This is a genomic window from Halorhodospira halochloris, assembly GCF_002356555.2.
Lineage (GTDB): Bacteria > Pseudomonadota > Gammaproteobacteria > Nitrococcales > Halorhodospiraceae > Halorhodospira > Halorhodospira halochloris.
Genome location: NZ_AP017372.2, coordinates 2624151 through 2641847, shown reverse-complemented (window position 1 = coordinate 2641847; position 17697 = coordinate 2624151). Strand labels below are relative to the sequence as shown.

The 17697-nt window shown below is 55.2% G+C and carries 18 protein-coding genes; 10 read left to right on the top strand and 8 right to left on the bottom strand.

The features are described 5' to 3' along the window. The 3 genes from mreD to HH1059_RS12130 all read right to left on the bottom strand — a co-directional run bounded on the left by mreD (position 1) and on the right by HH1059_RS12130 (position 2544). Entirely contained in the window at positions 1-510 is a 510-nt protein-coding gene (gene mreD, locus HH1059_RS12140; protein WP_096406423.1) for a rod shape-determining protein MreD, read from the bottom strand. Continuing rightward, entirely contained in the window at positions 510-1394 is an 885-nt protein-coding gene (mreC, locus tag HH1059_RS12135; RefSeq protein WP_096406420.1) for a rod shape-determining protein MreC, read from the bottom strand. The genes mreD and mreC overlap by 1 nt, the downstream gene beginning before the upstream one ends. Before the next feature lie 106 nt (positions 1395-1500). After that, entirely contained in the window at positions 1501-2544 is a 1044-nt protein-coding gene (locus HH1059_RS12130) for a rod shape-determining protein (protein WP_096406417.1), read from the bottom strand. A 129-nt stretch (positions 2545-2673) separates the two neighbouring features. Here HH1059_RS12130 and gatC point away from each other — a divergent pair, with 129 nt between their 5' ends. The 4 genes from gatC to hslO all read left to right on the top strand — a co-directional run bounded on the left by gatC (position 2674) and on the right by hslO (position 6854). Continuing rightward, positions 2674-2961: an Asp-tRNA(Asn)/Glu-tRNA(Gln) amidotransferase subunit GatC gene (gene gatC / locus HH1059_RS12125; protein WP_096406414.1), complete on the top strand. Its 288-nt coding sequence runs from the start codon at positions 2674-2676 to the stop codon at positions 2959-2961. Between the two features lie 23 nt (positions 2962-2984). Further along, positions 2985-4439 (top strand): Asp-tRNA(Asn)/Glu-tRNA(Gln) amidotransferase subunit GatA, encoded by a 1455-nt coding sequence (gene gatA / locus HH1059_RS12120; protein ID WP_096406412.1) that lies wholly within the window; start codon positions 2985-2987, stop codon positions 4437-4439. Positions 4440-4530: 91 nt separating this feature from the next. Then, positions 4531-5970 (top strand): Asp-tRNA(Asn)/Glu-tRNA(Gln) amidotransferase subunit GatB, encoded by a 1440-nt coding sequence (gatB, locus tag HH1059_RS12115; RefSeq protein WP_096406410.1) that lies wholly within the window; start codon positions 4531-4533, stop codon positions 5968-5970. Continuing rightward, positions 5967-6854 carry an Hsp33 family molecular chaperone HslO gene (hslO, locus tag HH1059_RS12110; protein ID WP_162549546.1) on the top strand — a complete coding sequence of 296 codons (888 nt, stop codon included), beginning with the start codon at positions 5967-5969 and terminating at the stop codon, positions 6852-6854. The genes gatB and hslO overlap by 4 nt, the downstream gene beginning before the upstream one ends. On the opposite strand, the gene HH1059_RS12105 is transcribed toward hslO, so the two are convergent. The 3 genes from HH1059_RS12105 to HH1059_RS12095 form a co-directional block, all read right to left on the bottom strand. Further along, on the bottom strand, positions 6851-7597 hold the full coding sequence (locus HH1059_RS12105; protein WP_096406404.1) for a HesA/MoeB/ThiF family protein: 747 nt from the start codon (positions 7595-7597) through the stop codon (positions 6851-6853). The genes hslO and HH1059_RS12105 overlap by 4 nt on opposite strands. Beyond that, positions 7594-8427: a peptide chain release factor N(5)-glutamine methyltransferase gene (gene prmC, locus HH1059_RS12100; protein ID WP_096406401.1), complete on the bottom strand. Its 834-nt coding sequence runs from the start codon at positions 8425-8427 to the stop codon at positions 7594-7596. The genes HH1059_RS12105 and prmC overlap by 4 nt, the downstream gene beginning before the upstream one ends. A 215-nt stretch (positions 8428-8642) precedes the next feature. Beyond that, complete coding sequence (locus HH1059_RS12095; RefSeq protein ID WP_231901956.1) at positions 8643-8906, bottom strand: Trm112 family protein; 264 nt, start codon at positions 8904-8906, stop codon at positions 8643-8645. A 166-nt stretch (positions 8907-9072) separates the two neighbouring features. Between HH1059_RS12095 and clpX the strand changes: the two genes are divergently transcribed. From clpX to dksA, 3 genes are all read left to right on the top strand, one after another. After that, a complete protein-coding gene (gene clpX, locus HH1059_RS12090) occupies positions 9073-10356 on the top strand; it encodes an ATP-dependent Clp protease ATP-binding subunit ClpX (protein WP_096406396.1) in 1284 nt (427 codons plus the stop codon). A gap of 138 nt (positions 10357-10494) precedes the next feature. After that, the gene (locus HH1059_RS12085) at positions 10495-11577 is read left to right on the top strand and encodes a 3-deoxy-7-phosphoheptulonate synthase (protein WP_096406393.1); all 1083 of its coding nucleotides are present in this window, start codon (positions 10495-10497) and stop codon (positions 11575-11577) included. A 139-nt stretch (positions 11578-11716) separates the two neighbouring features. Continuing rightward, on the top strand, positions 11717-12151 hold the full coding sequence (gene dksA, locus HH1059_RS12080; RefSeq protein WP_096406390.1) for an RNA polymerase-binding protein DksA: 435 nt from the start codon (positions 11717-11719) through the stop codon (positions 12149-12151). Positions 12152-12284: 133 nt separating this feature from the next. On the opposite strand, the gene prfA is transcribed toward dksA, so the two are convergent. Both prfA and hemA read right to left on the bottom strand, forming a co-directional pair. After that, positions 12285-13376, bottom strand: a complete 1092-nt coding sequence (gene prfA, locus HH1059_RS12075) for a peptide chain release factor 1 (RefSeq protein ID WP_096406387.1) — start codon at positions 13374-13376, stop codon at positions 12285-12287. Continuing rightward, positions 13297-14646 carry a glutamyl-tRNA reductase gene (hemA, locus tag HH1059_RS12070; protein WP_096406385.1) on the bottom strand — a complete coding sequence of 450 codons (1350 nt, stop codon included), beginning with the start codon at positions 14644-14646 and terminating at the stop codon, positions 13297-13299. Before hemA ends, prfA begins: the two co-directional genes overlap by 80 nt. Before the next feature lie 329 nt (positions 14647-14975). Here hemA and HH1059_RS12065 point away from each other — a divergent pair, with 329 nt between their 5' ends. From HH1059_RS12065 to ispE, 3 genes are read left to right on the top strand one after another with little or no spacing between them, the layout of a single operon-like run. Then, a complete protein-coding gene (locus HH1059_RS12065) occupies positions 14976-16223 on the top strand; it encodes a tetratricopeptide repeat protein (RefSeq protein WP_096406383.1) in 1248 nt (415 codons plus the stop codon). A gap of 3 nt (positions 16224-16226) precedes the next feature. After that, a complete protein-coding gene (lolB, locus tag HH1059_RS12060; RefSeq protein WP_096406381.1) occupies positions 16227-16841 on the top strand; it encodes a lipoprotein insertase outer membrane protein LolB in 615 nt (204 codons plus the stop codon). Further along, the gene (ispE, locus tag HH1059_RS12055) at positions 16834-17694 is read left to right on the top strand and encodes a 4-(cytidine 5'-diphospho)-2-C-methyl-D-erythritol kinase (protein WP_096406378.1); all 861 of its coding nucleotides are present in this window, start codon (positions 16834-16836) and stop codon (positions 17692-17694) included. The genes lolB and ispE overlap by 8 nt, the downstream gene beginning before the upstream one ends. The last annotated feature ends 3 nt before the right edge of the window (positions 17695-17697 follow it).

Here is a 17697-nt window from a genome sequence, read left to right as displayed (position 1 = left end):
TCATTGTATATTATAGCGTCGGCGTATGTTACGCATAAAAGGGAAGAGTGCCAGCCACAAGAAGGCCCCGATTATAGGTGAAGTCCACACCTGCCAGTCGGGAGACGGTCTACCAATTATCCCATTGATCCAGAATAGTAATATTTGAACGAGAAATAACAGCCCGAGCACCACTAACGATTGTTGCCAGACTGGGACCATGCGGAGGTGTTTATGCAAACGTATAGCGAAATATGCAATGACTGCAAAAGCCAATGCGTGTTGGCCAAGTAGGGTGCCTAGTAAAGCGTCCTGGAAGAGTCCTGCTAGCCACCCGCAGCCTACTCCTACTCTTTCTGGAACAGCCAAGCTCCAATACAAAAGTACGAGAGCGGTCCACTCTGGGCGTAGCCCGCTGAACCAGTCTGGTAGCCGATCCTCCCATGGAATCGGTGAAATAGTTAGCATCAACGCAAGGATAAAGCTAAGCAGGATTATCCCTGCACCGCTGTTAGGCCTGTAACCGGTCACTAATTGTTCACCTCCTCAGCTTGCTCTTGCTCAGAGGTTTTCGCTTTATCCTCGGTATTGGTTTCTTGGCGACTCTCAAGCAGCAACAACTTGCGGCTCCTATCAAGGTTTCCAGCAGGCCTTGCTAGTACTCGCGCAAATGGCTCGCCCGGCTCACTGACCACCTGCGAGACATAGGCGACCGGATAGCCACGGGGGAAGGTGTCGCCTAATCCGGAAGCCGTTAACAAATCCCCTTCGCGAATATCTGCATTCGTGGGGATGTTCGCTAGTTCAAGTTGCTGGGTGTCGCCGCTGCCGCGGGCGACAGTTCGCAACCCGTTGCGATTGACCTCAACCGGGATGGCATGACTTGCGTCAGATATTAGCCTGACAGTAGCGGAAAAAGGCCCTACTCTATCAATCTGGCCAATGACACCGTCCGCGTCTATCACCGGTTGGCCGATGAATACCCCGTGATTTGTGCCGCGGTTTATCTCTACTAGGTGGGAGTGAGGGTCCAGGTCTACCCGGATCAGTTCCGCTATGGCTGCTTCACTCTCAACGCGCTGCGATGAGTCGAGGAGTTGGCGTAACCGTTGGTTTTCTCTCTCGAGAGCTTCCATGCGTTGCAGGCGCCCCTGATGTTGGAGGTTTTGGGTGCGTAGTTGATGGTTTTCGGCATAAAGCGACTGCCGGGTGGTAAGCCATCTGGAGCCGCTATCCGCTAAAGCAAATGGAGCGTCGACAACAATCCTCAACGGGTAGACAATACCCGACATCGCCTCTCTTACCGGTTCTATAAGATGTTCCCGGTGGTCTAAGGCCATCAACAAAACGGACGCCGTGGCTAGCAGGAACAACCTGGTTGCGGCCGACGGTCGCTGTAGAAATAACGGTTTGATAGTTCCCCGAGCCTCTGTGTGCTCAGTATGTTGTTACTCAAGATTTGCTATTTAATCCACTCCAACCTTGCCCAGAGTTGAAGTGTCACCACAAAAAACTTTTACTTTATTCGCTTACAAACAGGTCAGCGCCGCGTTCATCCATCAACTCAAGGGCCCTACCGCCGCCGCGGGCTACGCAGGTAAGTGGTTCCTCTGCTACTAGCACTGGCAAGCCCGTCTCTTCCATAAAGAGGCGCTCAAGGTTGCGCAACAAAGCGCCGCCACCAGTTATCACGATACCCCTTTCGGCAACATCAGCACCAAGTTCCGGAGGGGTTTGCTCGAGGGCCGTCTTCAATGCTGAAACTATCCCTGAGAGGGGTTCTTGAAGGGCCTCCAAGATCTCGTTTGAGTTCAGTGAAAAGCTCCGCGGCACGCCTTGGGCTAGATTCCTTCCGCGCACTTCTATCTCGCGTACCTCGGTATCTGGGAATGCCGTGCCTATCTCTTGTTTGATACGCTCAGCGGTCGATTCACCAATGAGTATACCGTAGTTGCGTCGTACGTAATTGACGATCGCCTCATCAAATCGATCGCCTCCGAGCCGTACAGACGCAGAGTAGACAATGCCATTGAGCGATAACACCGCGACCTCAGATGTGCCGCCGCCGATGTCCACGACCATGGAACCACTTGCTTCGCTTACCGGCATGTTGGCGCCGATAGCTGCGGCCATGGGCTCTTCTATAAGATGGACCTCCCGGGCGCCGGCGCCTGCTGCCGATTCCCTAATAGCGCGCCGCTCCACTTGGGTCGAGCCACAGGGCACGCAGACTAGGACTCTCGGACTGGGCTTAAAGAAGCGTGCCTCGTGCACCTTCTTAATGAAATGTTGCAGCATCTTCTCGGTAACGGTGAAGTCTGCTATGACGCCGTCTTTGAGCGGGCGTATAGCACGAATGTTGCCGGGAGTGCGGCCCAGCATCGCTTTTGCTTCAGCACCTACCGCAGCAATCCGTTTGCTTCCGCCGTCTCTATCCTGCTGGATTGCGACCACTGAGGGCTCGCTAAGCACAATGCCTTGGCCCCGCAGATAGATAAGCGTGTTGGCCGTGCCCAGATCTATTGACAGATCGTTCGAGAAGAGTCCTCTTATTCCTTTGAACATGCCCTAGCCCTAGAGAAAACCTTAAGTCGCCCAATCTAGCAGTGTAAAGGGGTTTGGGCAAGAGAAGGGCTGTGGTAGATTTGCATCTGAAAATAATATCCCGCAAATTATCACCCCGAGGAGATTGTCATGGCGATTGAGGCTGAAGAGGTCAAAGTCATCGCCCATCTAGCCCGTATAGGCATTGAGGAACGCAATGTCACAGACTACGCTAGCAGCCTGTCCGAGATTCTCGGCTTTGTTGAGCAGATGAATTCGGTCGATACAACAGGCGTAGAGCCAATGTCCCATCCTCTGGATGCCACCCAGCGTTTGCGCCCTGATGAGGTAACCGAGGATGATAGGCGTGAGCATTACCAGTCCGGCGCGCCGGCGGTTGAGGCCGGTCTATATTTGGTCCCGCGCGTAGTCGAATAACTCCTAACGGAATCCGAGAATCCATGCACCGAAAGACAGTAGCTGAGATTTCTGCGGCCCTGCGAGCTGGGGAAGTTACGAGTTGCGAACTCACCGAGGCGCTTCTCGAGCGAGTCCAGCAGGTTGAACCGCAAATCAATAGTTTGATTACAATCACTGCAGAGCGTGCCCGACAAGCCGCTGAAGTGGCTGATGAGCGGATCCGCTCCGGCAACTGCGGTCCACTGACCGGGGTGCCGATCGTCCACAAAGATATCTTTTGTACCGAAGGTGTCGCGACAACTTGCGGGTCACGGATGCTTGCCAATTTTGAAGCGCCCTACAACGCGACGGTTGTAGAGCGCTTGGCTGAGGCTGGCGCGGTTGTGCTTGGCAAGGCGAATATGGATGAGTTCGCCATGGGCTCCTCAAACGAGACCAGTTATTTTGGCCCGGTGCGTAACCCCTGGGATCTTGATGCAGTACCCGGCGGGTCATCCGGAGGCTCAGCGGCCGCGGTTGCCGCGCGTCTGGTTCCCGCGGCAACGGGCACTGATACGGGGGGATCGATACGCCAGCCAGCAGCGCTTAGCGGGGTTTGTGGGCTCAAGCCCACTTATGGCCGGGTTTCTCGTTATGGCATGATCGCCTTTGCCTCTAGTCTCGATCAGGGTGGGGCGTTTGCCCGTACTGCCGAGGATTTGGCCTTGATGCTAGGTGCGATGGCAGGTTTCGATCCGCGCGATTCGACCAGTGTTGATCATGTTGTGCCCGATTACACCGAGGGGCTGAACCGTTCCATAAGGGGGGTAAAGGTAGGCGTTCCGGCACAGTTTTTCGGTACCGGCCTGGACGCCGATGTGCGATCCCGGGTAGAGGCGGCGCTTGAGGTCTTGCAGGGAGAGGGGGCCGAGTTAATAGAAGTGGACCTGCCGAATATGGATTTGGCCCTACCTGCTTACTACGTGATAGCCCCGGCCGAGGCCTCTTCTAACCTTGCTCGATATGATGGTGTTCGATACGGCCACCGCTGCGCAGATCCTCAGGGGCTTGAAGATCTTTATAAGCGCACCCGAGCAGAAGGGTTCGGTGAAGAGGTAAAAAGGCGGATACTGGTAGGCACCTATGCTCTATCGGCCGGCTACTACGACGCTTACTACCGTAAAGCGCAGCAGATACGTAGATTGGTTGCAGACGACTTTAGCCAGGCATTGGAGAAGGTGGATGTCATCGCCGGACCGACTGCGCCGACCCCCGCTTTTGACATAGGCGAGCGAAGCGACGACCCGGTTCAGATGTATTTGTCCGATATGTACACCCTGGCAGTTAACCTTGCCGGCTTGCCTGGCATGTCGATACCAGCCGGTTTCTCGCGCGGCCGACCGGTAGGGTTGCAGCTAATTGGTGGCCACTTCGATGAAGTTCGCTTGCTCAATGTGGCCCATAAGTATCAGCAGCTTACTGATTGGCATAGACTCGTGCCCGAAGGCTTTGAGTAAGCAGTTGCCGTTGGGCGGCAGCTGCTTCGCCTAACGTCTCGTGCGTACGAAAGAGTAATCTAAGCATACAAAAACTGGAGCTATATCGCCCATGCAGTGGGAAACCGTCATCGGCCTTGAAATTCACGTCCAGTTGGCCACAAAAAGTAAGATTTTTTCGGGCGCCTCTACGGCTTACGGCGCCGAACCCAACAGGCAGGCATGTCCGGTTGATCTTGGGATGCCAGGAGTTCTGCCGGTGTTAAATGCCGAAGTTGTCCGCATGGCCATTAAGTTTGGTTTGGCGGTAGGGGCACATATAGCACCCCGCTCGGTCTTTGCCCGGAAAAACTATTTTTACCCTGATTTGCCCAAGGGCTATCAGATCTCTCAGTACGATTTGCCGCTGGTTGAAGGTGGCAGCCTAGATATAGAACTCGACGATGGCGGCACCAAGCGTATCGGTATTACCCGGGCTCATCTGGAAGAGGATGCCGGGAAGTCTTTGCACGAAGATTTTCACGGTATGACCGGGGTGGATCTAAACCGTGCCGGCACACCACTAATGGAGATTGTGTCCGAGCCTGACCTGCGTTCGCCGCAGGAGGCTGCCGCTTACATGAAGAAGCTCCATGCCTTGGTCCGCTACCTAGAAATCTGTGATGGCAACATGCAGGAAGGCTCATTCCGCTGTGATGCCAATATCTCTGTTCGTCCGCGTGGCCAGGAAGAGTTTGGTACCCGCGCTGAGTTAAAGAATCTCAATTCATTCCGTTTTGTCGAGCGGGCATTGGCATATGAAGTGGAACGCCAAATCGATGTTATTGAAGGCGGGGGTGAGGTAGTCCAAGAGACTCGCCTTTTCGATGTCGACAAGGGCGTTACCCGCTCAATGCGCACCAAGGAAGAGGCCAACGATTATCGCTACTTCCCGGAGCCCGATTTGCTCCCGGTTGAAGTGAGCGAACAGCTGGTAGCCGAAGTCCGGGAGACGCTGCCTGAACTGCCCGATGAGAAGCGTAACCGGTTCATCGAGGAGCACGGACTCCCTGCCTACGATGCCGGGGTCTTGACCGCTACCCGAGAGTTGGCCGACTTCTATGAGTCAGCGGTGACCGAGTCAGGGGGGTTTGCAAAAAGGACGGCTAATTGGGTTATGAGCGAGCTGCTCGCTTACTTGAACAAAGATGGGTTAGACCTTACTGAATCTCCAGTCACCCCAGAGATGCTGGGACGTTTGGTGGCGCGTATCGAAGACGAAACGGTCTCGGGGCGCGTAGCTAAGGATGTTTTTGAGGCCATGTGGGCAGGCGAGGGCGAACCCGATGAGGTCATTGAGGCTAAGGGACTAAAACAGGTTACCGATTCATCGGCGATTGAAGAGATGGTCGATGAGGTTATTGCTAACAACCCTAAGCAGCTAGAACAGTACCGAGCTGGTAAAGATAAGCTGTTCGGCTTTTTTGTCGGACAGGTTATGAAGGCCTCTGGGGGTAAGGCTAACCCTCAGCAGGTAAATGAGTTACTCAAAAATAAACTGGATCAATCGTGACCGACGCTTGCCAACGTTTTCTATTTGATGAAGCTGATATTCGCGGTGAGGTAGTCGAACTCGACTCTGTACTAGAGTCGGCCTGTGAGCATCACCAGTACCCTCTGCCGGTTGCGCGCCTGCTTGGCGAGGCATTGGCCGCATGTGCCCTGATGCGCGCAACTATCAAGCTTGAGGGTCAGCTGACATTGCAGGTTTATGGTGATGACGACGCCGCTATCTCCTTGTTGCTAGTTCATGCAGATGGAGATGGGGCTATGCGAGGTACTGTGCGTTATCAGGGGGAGCCGCAGCGGGGTGGGCTGCATCAACTTTGCGGTAATGCGCGCCTGGCTATCACCATAGAGCCCGAAGATGGGCAGCGCTACCAGGGCGTTGTTGGCACCGAGGAAGAAGGCTTGGCGGCAACCCTGGAGACCTATTTCCGCGATTCTGAGCAGTTACCAACCCGATTTTTCCTCGCGAGTGATGGTGCCCGCGCCGCCGGTATGCTATTACAGCGCATGCCACAGAAAACTAGCGAAGGTGAATCACCTGCGGTAGATCCAGACGCCTGGGAAAGAGTAGGTCATCTTGCAGCTACTCTGAGTGAGCGTGAGCTCTTGGAGACCGGGTCTGAGGAGCTGTTGCATAAGCTCTTCCACCAGGAGACGGTGCGAGTTTTTGAGCCTCGTGAGCTTTACTTTAGGTGTCGCTGTTCTGCCGAGCGTATTGCCTCAATCTTACGTGGGCTTGAACGCGAGGAGATTGACAAGGTCCTCGACGAGGCAGGTGTAGTCGAAGTGCGTTGTGAGTTCTGTGGGGCGGCTTTTCGGTATGATCGGGTTGATGTCGAGCACGCTCTCGCCGATAGTGCTACGCCGGGTAGTGAAAGATACCACTAACCGCCCTCTCTTGCGCAGTTGGGGCAGTTCGGGTCAGCCGGCACCTTGAGGGTCCTGGTACGCATAGATAGCGTGTCCATAACCAGCATCCTGCCGATTAGTGGCTCACCGGCATTGGCAAGCAGTTTGATTGCTTCCAATGCCTGGATGCTACCGCCGATGCCGGGTAATGGCGCGATTACACCGTTGTCGCTACACCCTTCATGGCTTACATCACCTCCCCCAAAGATACAGCGGTAACAGGGCTCTCCTGTGGGGCTAAAGGTAGCAACTTGCAGTTCCCAGCGGATTACGGCCGCGCTGACTAGAGGTTTCTCGGTTGCAAGGCAGGCTCGGTTTACTGCAAAACGGGTAGCGAAGTTGTCGGAACAGTCAATGACCAGGTCAACCCGTCGGGCTTGCTCACATATCAGTTCGTGGTCGTTAAGGGCAGGTAGAGTATTAGTAATGACTTCGGGGTTTAGATTATATACTGCGCTGGCTGCTGATTTGGACTTTGGCTGGCCAATGTCAGCTGTTGTGTGAGCAATTTGCCTTTGAAGATTGGCTAGCTCCACTGTGTCGCCATCGGCGATGATCAGCTTGCCTACTCCTGCCCCGGCGAGGTACATGCAGACTGGTGAGCCCAGGCCGCCGGCCCCAATGATTAAGGCAGTGCTTGAAAGCAGGCGTTGTTGGCCTGCGACATCTATTTGCGGCAGGAGTATTTGGCGGCTGTACCGCAGTAGCTGTTCATCATTCATTGGTTCACAAGGCCTAGAGTGATTCGCTCCAATCCTGCTAAATCGCGGATGGTCTCGATGGCATGAAAATTTTCAGCGGCGAGGATGGCCCTCACTGCTGCGGCTTGAGAGGCGCCGTGCTCAATGAGCAGATAGCCCTGTGGTGCCAAGGCGCCACGGGCAGCCGGGATGAGCTTGCGGATTGCCGCGAGCCCGTCGCAACCAGCTGCCAGTGCCTCTCGCGGTTCCCATTGGAGTGACCCGCTGGACCATTCATCTGCTATCTCTTCCACGTAGGGAGGATTAGCCACAATCACATCATAGCTGCCGCTTATCCCCGTGTTCCAGTCGCCTAAGCGAATATCAACGTGGTTAAGCCGGAGGCGGTCGCGGTTGTTGCGAGCAATGGCTAGCGCTGATTGGCTAGAGTCTAAGGCGTTAACCTGTGCGTCAGGGCGGGATTGGGCTATTGCTAGAGCTATTGCCCCACTGCCGGTGCCGAGGTCAAGTAGTCTCCCGGCGTGAGGCAATACGGCGATAGCTGCTTCAACTAGGTGTTCCGTTTCTGGCCGCGGGATTAGTACAGCAGGGGAGACTTCAAGTTCTAGCCCCCAAAATTCACAAGTGCCCAGGATGTATGCCACCGGCTCCTTGCATCTGCGGCGCTCTATAAGTGCCAGGTATGCCTGCCGTGTGGTCTCATCAAATTGCTGCTCGAGATAAGCGTAGAGATAGCTGCGCGGTCTGCCCAATACGTGGCAAAGTAACAGCTCCGCATCCAAGCGCGGCGTTGACGAAAGATCCTCTAAAAGTCTTTCGCCCTTCTTTAAGGCTTCACCAAGCGATGTCAAAACGTCCTTTCTGCCACGATAACGGGAGTATCTGCAGGCCTCCTGCGCGCCGAGTAATGGCTATTTGGATGGCACAGTGACTCCTCCATCTGGTGGTTTAAACGGTGTCAACTTCTCGACAGGGACAAGCAAGCGCAGAGATTGAGCCGTTTTGGCGAGCCCACGGGGCGAAGTAGTCTGATGAAGATACCGCCCGATAGCTCGGCTGCCCTGTATTAGGGGCTAGGACTGCCCCCATCTTGCAGCACAGAGCCAGGTATGCCGCGCTCTTCAAGCATGACAGGTATGCCATCTTCGACCGGATAGATGCGGCTCCGGTTGTCAGTCACAAGCGCTTCGCTCAGCTCATGTTCTACCTGAGCGTCGTCGAAGTAGTTAAGTTTCCCTTCACGGACAAGCCGATTCACGAGCTCAATATCCTTAGCTGACATTGGCTCTAAGGGGCGCTTGGTTACCGGGCAGCAGAGTATGTTGAGCAATTTCCTATCCATATGGTCATTATAGTGGCTCACCCGGCCATGGGGCCAGCTTTTTTTATATCAGGAAACCCATAAACTCCTCCTGAGTCGCATGGCCTGGCCTCAAGCTTTCGAATGACTTGCCGCTTAATAGGATGAATCCGCTATTGAATTTGGGAGCTGATCGATGCGGCGATCATCTTTTGGCGAAATCTGGTTGCCGGGGCTGCCCGGCTACGATTACGACGGGCGCGACTTAGATGAAGAGCGCATCCGGCGTTGTTCCTTTTGTGGGCAGGAGGAGGACGTTGCCGGGCCGTTGATTGGGGGCGAGGAAGCCTATATTTGTGAACACTGCTTAGATGAGTGCAACGAGGCCCTGCAGGAGGATAGCCGCCAGCGCCAAGAGCGAATCCTGGAGACCCTGCCCGCGCCCCGCGCTTTGCGCAAAACCCTGGATGACTATGTTGTTGGCCAAGAGCGCGCCAAAAAGGTTCTCGCAGTAGCGGTATACAATCACTATAAACGCCTGGTTTGGGCTGCGCGCGGTGAAGACGTTGAGATAGGCAAGAGCAACATTCTGCTTATCGGTTCTAGTGGAACCGGCAAGAGTTACCTGGCCTCATGCTTGGCACGTAGTGTTGATGTGCCTTTTGCTGCGATAGACGCAACCACCCTCACAGCTTCAGGTTACGCCGGTGAGAGCGTCGATAGTATAGCTCTGCGCTTGCTTGAAAATTGCGGCCATGACCCGGAAAAGGCTTCGCGGGGCATAGTCTATATCGATGAAATCGACAAGCTCTCGCTTCGAGATTCTACAAGTAGCAGGCAAGATGTCTCTGGTGAAGGGGCGCAGCAGGCGTTGCTCAAGCTGATTGAAGGGCGCACCGTGAGAGTTGAAGTTCCCGGGCGCAATAGGCGCGAATTGCTTGTTAATACACGCGATGTGCTCTTTATATGTGGTGGCGCTTTTGAAGGGCTAAATGACGCCAGTCGTAGAGCTGCTGGCTACCAAGGGGTTGGTTTCACTGCTTGCCTAGATGACCTGGGAGAGGGGGAGTCGACTCCTACGGCCAATGACTTACAAGCCTTTGGACTAGTCCCTGAATTGGTTGGTCGACTGCCGGTAGTAGAGCAGCTGAACAGCCTTGATGTAGATGACTTGACAAGGATCCTGATCGAGCCGCGCAATGCTCTGGTAGAGCAATATAGGGCCATGCTGCTGCGGGATGGCTGTGAGCTTGTCTTTACAGATGAGGCATTGCAAGCTGTAGCCAGACGCGCCTATCAGCGGGGAACCGGCGCTCGCGGCTTGCGCGCCGTGTTGGAAGACATATTGCTCGAGCCGATGTTTGCGGTACCTGCTGCCGAGGGGGCAGTGAAAAGGATTGTGGTTGATGAGCAGACTGTTGCCGGGAGTTCCCCGATATACGAAATGGTTGGTGAACAGCGAAGTGTAGGCAACTATTAAAATTTGCTTGATGGCATACCGCTTAGCTAAGTACTATTGCCTTTTGATGTGCTCCTAACTGGCCTTCTGCTTGGCAGCGATTATTCTGGCCGTTGGGGGCGGAGGCAAAGGAATTAACGAGCCGCCAACGGGATATGTATGCCATCTAACATAGAAACTGACAACGTCAATAACGTAAATGTGGCTGCGGGCGAACGACTCCCTTCGCCGGCTGAGATCAAAGAGCAGTTGCCACTGGATGAAACCTCCCGAAATACTGTCTTAGAGAGCAGGCAGATACTTAGGGACATTCTTGATGGCAGGGACAAGCGCCTATTTGCGGTGGTGGGGCCATGTTCTATCCACGACAAGGACGCTGCGCTCGATTATGCCCGTCGCCTGAAAAAACTGCATGATGAGTTGGCCGACAGCGTCTACTTGGTCATGCGGGTGTATTTCGAAAAGCCGCGCACAACAACCGGCTGGAAGGGTCTTGTTAATGACCCTGACATGGATGACTCGTTCCAAATCGATAAGGGGTTAAGACAGGCTCGAGAGCTGCTGTTACAAATAACCTCTATGGGCTTGCCGACAGCAACCGAGGCCCTTGACCCCATAGCCCCACAATACTATGGCGATCTCGTCTCATGGACGGCCATCGGGGCGCGCACTACGGAGTCACAGACCCACCGCGAACTTGCTAGCGGACTTTCTACCCCGGTTGGGTTTAAAAACGCCACCGACGGCAGTCAGGTAGTAGCCATTAATGCGCTGCAATCGGCTTCCTCGCCGCATAGTTTCCTGGGGATTGATCAAGAAGGCCGCATAACGATAATCCGTACTAAGGGCAATCAGTATGGCCACGTAGTATTGCGCGGTGGCCAGCAGCCAAACTACGACTCGGTGAGTGTCCGTCTTTGCGAGCAAGCATTGGCAGAGGCCGGGATGCCGCCTCGTATTGTCATTGATTGTAGTCACTCCAACTCGAACAAGGATCCAGGGCTGCAGCCTACGGTACTGCAGGATGTTGTTCATCAGATTGTTGATGGAAACAGGTCTATTTTCGGCGTGATGCTGGAAAGCAATATAGGCTGGGGCAAGCAGAAGATGGGCGATTCTCCTGCCGACCTGGAGTACGGCGTCTCAATTACTGACGCCTGCATTGATTGGCCGGCTACTGAGGAGTCTTTGCGCAAGACGGCAGACGGGCTACGCGAACATCTGCCGTTGCGTCAGCTTTGATTATTTAAGATTGACTTGAGTATGCGACTCATGTAACCGTTTGGAGGTTAAGGCTGATGGCCTAGCCTGGGGCGAGGTTGCCGGTAGTAGGGGGCTTCTGTGACCACAGGCAGGCAGCTGTTTGGGAGGAGGATGAGGAATGGCGCCGAGTAGACATGCATTTCCGGTTCAGGGTTTTGAACCCTATCAGGCCGGGGAGACAGAAGAGTACATGAGTGATGAGCAGCTTGATCACTTTCGCGAGTTGCTCGAGGCTTGGAAGCGGGAGCTTCAGGAAGAGGTCGAGCGCACTGTCCATCACATGCGTGATGATGCCAATAATCACGCCGATCCGGCTGATCGTGCGACTCAAGAAGAGGAGTTCGCTCTCGAACTGCGCGCCCGCGATCGGGAGCGCAAGCTAATCCGAAAGATCGATCAAGCTCTGGAGCGCATACGCAGAGGCGATTACGGCTACTGCGACCAGTGCGGGATTGAGATAGGGCTACGCCGCCTTGAAGCTAGGCCTACCGCAACCCTATGCATTGATTGTAAATCGCTCGAAGAGATACGTGAACGTCAGCGGGTAGCATGACCGGTGGATGGTAAGCAAGCTTTCTGGGTTAAAAGAGATATTGTCTTTTGATCCAGTGGCTTGCTGGCTCTGCGGTCCATTTCTGGGCGGCGGCGGCGACTTGGCCGACCCGAGCCCCTCGGCCGTGGTGGGGCTAGTTCGTCGCCTCGTTGATTTCAGCTAGCAGGTCGGCTTGGTTCTCTTGGATCAGGGTGTCAATCAATTCATCAAGTTGGCCGTTGAGGGTTTGCTCAAGCTTGTACAGTGTCAACCCGATGCGATGATCTGTGATCCGACCTTGCGGGAAGTTGTATGTCCTGATGCGCTCTGAGCGGTCACCGGACCCAACTGCTAGACGTCTTTGCTCGCTGCGCTCAGAGTGCTGACGCTCGCGCTCCCTTTCTGTGAGCCTGGCCTGCAAAAGTGCCATGGCCTTGGCGCGGTTCTTGTTCTGTGAGCGTTCGTCCTGGCACTCAACTACTAATCCGCTAGGGTGGTGGGTTATACGGATTGCTGAGTCAGTTGTGTTGACATGCTGTCCGCCAGCACCCGATGACCTGAATGTATCTACACGCAGATCGTTAGAGTCAATACTTACCGCATCAATTTCATCCAGCTCGGGAAGGATGGCAACAGTACACGCGGAAGTGTGGATGCGCCCCTGCGACTCAGTTGTCGGGACTCGCTGCACCCGATGAACGCCGGATTCGAACTTCAAACGCGAGTAGACATCCCTGCCAGCTATGCGGGTTATTACCTCGCGGTAACCACCATGCTCGCCGTGACGGACATTAAGGACCTCAACCTTCCAACCTCGTTGCTCAGCATACCGGGTATACATGCGCAACAGATCGCCGGCGAAGAGTGCAGCCTCGTCGCCTCCAGTGCCAGCCCTGACCTCGAGGAAGACGTTGCGACCGTCATCAGGGTCTGTTGGGACAAGGTGCTGCTGCAGGCGCTGTTCTAGTCTCTCCAGCTCAGTTTCAGCGCTAGCGAACTCCTCCTCTGCCAGGGCCCTTATCTCTTTGTCAGAGTCTTCACGCATCGCCCTGGCGGCGTCAAGGTCTTCCCGAGCCTTGTTGTAGGCCCGTAGATCTTGAACTACGGGCTCAAGTCTTGAGTACTCACGCGAAAGATTAGTGAATTGCGATGGGTCAGCGGCGACATCAGGATCCGCTAGCTGCGCTCCAATCTCCTCGTGTCTCTCCGCCATCCTCTCCAGCTTGTCGCGAATCGTCTCCTTCACCGGACCTCTCTACTACTTGCTGATCAATTGCCAAAGTCTGTAATGCATGTTTGATGCGAGTGTTTTCCCCAGTTGCGGCCGCCGCCCTCAGCCCTACAGTGGGGGCATGAATGAGCCGCCGGGTTAATGTATGGGTCATCCACTCAAGCACTTCATGTGGGTCGTCGCCCCGCTCAATGCGCCTTGCTGCCTGTGCGCGCGTCGCACGAGCATAGCTGTGCGCGCGCTCGCGAAATGTCCTGATAGCCTCTCCGGCGTCTCGTGCCCGGCGCCACTGCAGATATTGGTGCACCTGGCGCTCGACGATCTGCTCGGCTTGTTGTGCCGCCTCTTGGCGCGAGCGCATGTTTTCAGCAACCACATCCCTCAAGTCATCTACAGTATACAGATAGACATCATCCATTTCCCCGGCTTCAGGCTCGATATCGCGCGGCACTGCCAGATCGAGCATGAACATGGGGCGGTGGCGGCGTGCGCGTACTGCCCTTTCTACGCTGCCCTTGCCAAGCACTGGGAGGGAGCTGCCAGTTGAGGAGACCACAATATCTGCCTCGCTAAGGCGGCGAGACATGTCACTAAGCCCCATTGCCTCCCCGTCATGGGCTTCAGCCAAACGCTTAGCGCGTTCGACATTGCGGTTGGCAACAAGCACGTTGCCGATGCCGTTTTGAGCTAAGTGGCGGGCCACAAGCTCAATTGTCTCTCCTGCACCGATAAGCAAGGCTGTCCGCTTGGGAAAGTCATCGAAAATCTGCCTTGCCATGGTGACGGCAGCAAAGGCTACCGATATAGGGTTAGAGCCAATATCGGTATCGGTGCGGACCTGTTTAGCTACCGAAAAGGCGTGTTGGAATAGCCTGTCTAGAACCGCGCCCAAGCTGCCCGCAGACGATGCTTTTTGGTAAGCGCTCTTCACTTGGCCAAGTATTTGCGGTTCGCCTAGGACCAAAGAATCCAAGCCGGCGGAGACCCGCATCAAGTGGCGCATTGCCTCGGTACTGCGGCGCACATACAAATGCGGACGTACCTTGCGCAAATCAACCCCTTGATAGCGAGCGAGCCAGCCCACGACCACCTCAGGATCGGTGTGCGGGAGGCGCACATATATCTCTGTGCGGTTACAAGTGGAGAGGATGGCTACTTCCTCCGCGCAGGTCTCGCTCTTCGCCTTTTGGAGCGCCTCGGGCAGTGATTCGGCATTGAATGCCAAGCTCTCACGTACGGCCACAGGTGCGCTCTCGTGGTTAAGTCCTATTGCGAATAATGGCATAAGGCTGGCATCCGTTAGCTGGTTTAGGCACCATCAGAACTTTACAGCATTATTGTCACTAATGGCGACTGTTAGAGTAAATAGTTGGCCCTGCGAAAAAATGCCCGGGTTGGTTGGTGTGCAGCCGGATACAGTGCTCAAGGATACCCCTAAAGGTATCCTCGGAGCCACTCAATTGCCCCATCGTGAGGGTTGGCGTCAAGGATGGCGTCATGGGGCCGCCACGATGGATTGACGGCGCCCTCTACATCGGGGCAGTTGGGTGGGCTCGGGGAAGCCTTGAGAAATAACTGGAAGGCCTATTTTAGAGCCTAGGGAGGTTCGGTTAGATGATGACACATCGCTGTTTGCCGCGTGCCGTGAGCGTTGTGTTTATAACAGTTGCAACAATAGTTGCTGGATGTACTCATCCGGGTCAGGATCGGCGAGCAGTGCAGCAACCTATAGCAGAGGTCGACTCTTGGGAGCCTGATCAGCGAACCTTGGCTATCCGGCATGTACTCGCTGCTGGGGTGGCGAAGGAAAAGGAGCGTCCAGACTGGGCCCTGGAGCATTATATTGACGCCATGCAGCTAACCGAGGATCTGGGTGTGGTTGAGAGGGCTGTGCGGTTGGCCGTGTTGCTCGAAGACGATAAGAGCATCGAATTAGCAGCTAAGCGGTTACAAGATATCGCTCCAGATCGGGCGGTGGCAGGCCAGTTGCTGGGCATGGTGGCGCTGCGCAGAGGGGATATAGACGAAGCCGTTGCCCATTTTGATAGATTCATCGATGGGTGGCAGGGGGCTAAGGGAGGAGCTTTCGCTCTCCTTGAGAGTACTCTTTTGCATGGTGTCGATGACAGTGATAAGGCGTTGAGTACTCTCAAGAGGTTGGCAGATAAGCACGCTGAGGTAGAACAAGGGCATATTGTGCTGGCCCAAACCGCAGAGCGATTGGGGCGCACGGCTATAGCCCTCCAAGCCGCGGCCCGAGCTTATCAGTTGGCGCTTGAGCAGGAGTCAGATTGGTTGCCGCGCAGCGCCATGGATAAAGCGCGCTTGCTTCGTAAGAAGGGCAAGGAAGATGCGGCATTAGCGGTTTACAGTGAGGCACTCGAAGCGGTCGGCACAGATGTCGACTTGCTATATGGCCGGGGCGTGTTGCGGGCGATGATGGGCGATGATGTTAGCGCCGAGGAAGATTTGCGCCGTGTCCTTGAGCTAGCGCCCGATGACCCGCACGCCATGAATGCTCTCGGTTATACATTGGCTGATAACGACCGCGACCTCGAGGAGGCGTTGGAGCTGATTACCAAGGCGTTAGAAAAGCGCCCTACCAGTGCGGCAATCCTGGATAGTAAGGGCTGGGTCCTCTATCGTTTGGGGCGCTTGGAGGAGGCGCTGGAATACCTGGAGCGCGCCTGGGAGCAAGAGAAAGATGCGGAAATTGGTGCCCATCTCGGAGAGCTCCTCTGGGAACTTGATAAGCCTGACAAGGCGCAGCAAGTATGGCGACAAGCCGTTGAGATTGACTCTTCGCACAGTGTGTTGAAAGAGACTCTTGAGCGTTACGAGGTCGATAAGGAGGAGCTTTAGGTGATGGCAATATCTTGGCGGCGGTTGGCAGTGGTTGCTGTTCTGGCCGTCTTGTTTGGCGCTTCTGGCTGTGCTTTGTTGGTTGACGAGGAAGAACGCGCCGATGCTCACGCTGAGTTTGTTGAGGAGCGCAAAGATTTACTCCGTTGGTCGGTGAGTGGGCGCGCCGCGGTACGTGTGAATGGCGAAGGGGCTACCCTGAGTTTGCGCTGGCAGCAGCGCGATGAAGTTTTCGACATCAACCTATCCGGTCCCTTCGGTGCCGGTGCGGTCAGGGTGAGTGGGCAGCCGGGCGCAGTAGTCCTCAATGACGGCTCGGGGCAAGCGCATTCGGCGCCAGATCCGGAGAGTCTGTTCGCTACGCATACCGGCTACGACTTGCCCGTATCGGCGTTACGTTACTGGATAGTTGGTTTGCCGGCCGAGGAACTCGAGGTGGGGGATAAGGATATCGATGCGCGGGGGCGCCCGCGGCAAATTGTCCAGAATGGATGGCAGGTTGAGTTTAGGCGTTGGGAGAGTGTTGAAGGGATATATATGCCGTCACGGATCGATATTCAAAAGTCTGCGAAGCAGTTACGAGTTGCCTTGTCCAGCTGGCAGATAGACGATGAGTGAGTGGAGCAGTTGGTCGGCGCCGGCCAAGATCAATCTATTTCTGCACGTGCTTGGTAGGCGAGAAGATGGCTATCATGAGTTGCAGACCGCTTTTCAGCTGCTCGATCATTGTGATGTTGTGCATCTGCGACGGCGCGACGACACTAAGATAATCAGGTGCAAAGATATACCTGGGGTTGCAGCTGAAGATGATCTGACGGTTCGTGCAGCTAGGGCTCTGCAAGCGGCAGCTGGTACATGCTTGGGAGCCGACATATGGCTCGAGAAACGATTGCCAGCTGGTGGCGGGCTGGGAGGCGGCTCCTCCGATGCCGCAACCGCTCTGCTCGCCTTAGATTATATCTGGGGCTTGGGGTTCGGCCGCGATCGCTTAGCGCAGATTGGGCTTGGTTTGGGTGCCGATGTTCCGGTTTTTGTCCGCGGCTACAGCGCTTGGGCTCAAGGAGTGGGGGAAATCCTGGAGCCCTTGCCGGAAAGAATTGCCGAATCGCAGTGGTACCTGGTAGTCGACCCGGGGGTGGCTATCTCTACGGCTCAAGTTTTTTGTGATCCGCGTTTGACACGCGACACACTTCCTATCAAAATACGCGACCTGCTAGCTGGCGACGCTAGGAATGACTGTGAGTCAGTAGTCCGAGCCCATTGGCCTGAAGTCGAATCTGCGTTAGAATGGTTGAGTTCGCACGGCAGAGCTCGTATGAGTGGCACGGGGGCCTGCTGCTTTGTGCCCTTTGGAGAAGAGGCGGAGGCACGTGAGGCTCTGGACAGCATGCCATCCAAATGGGGTGGCTTTGTCAGCAGGGGCATAGCGAAGTCAGCTATTGAGTTTGAGCTGGCCCAAGCTAGGGCTTAGTAG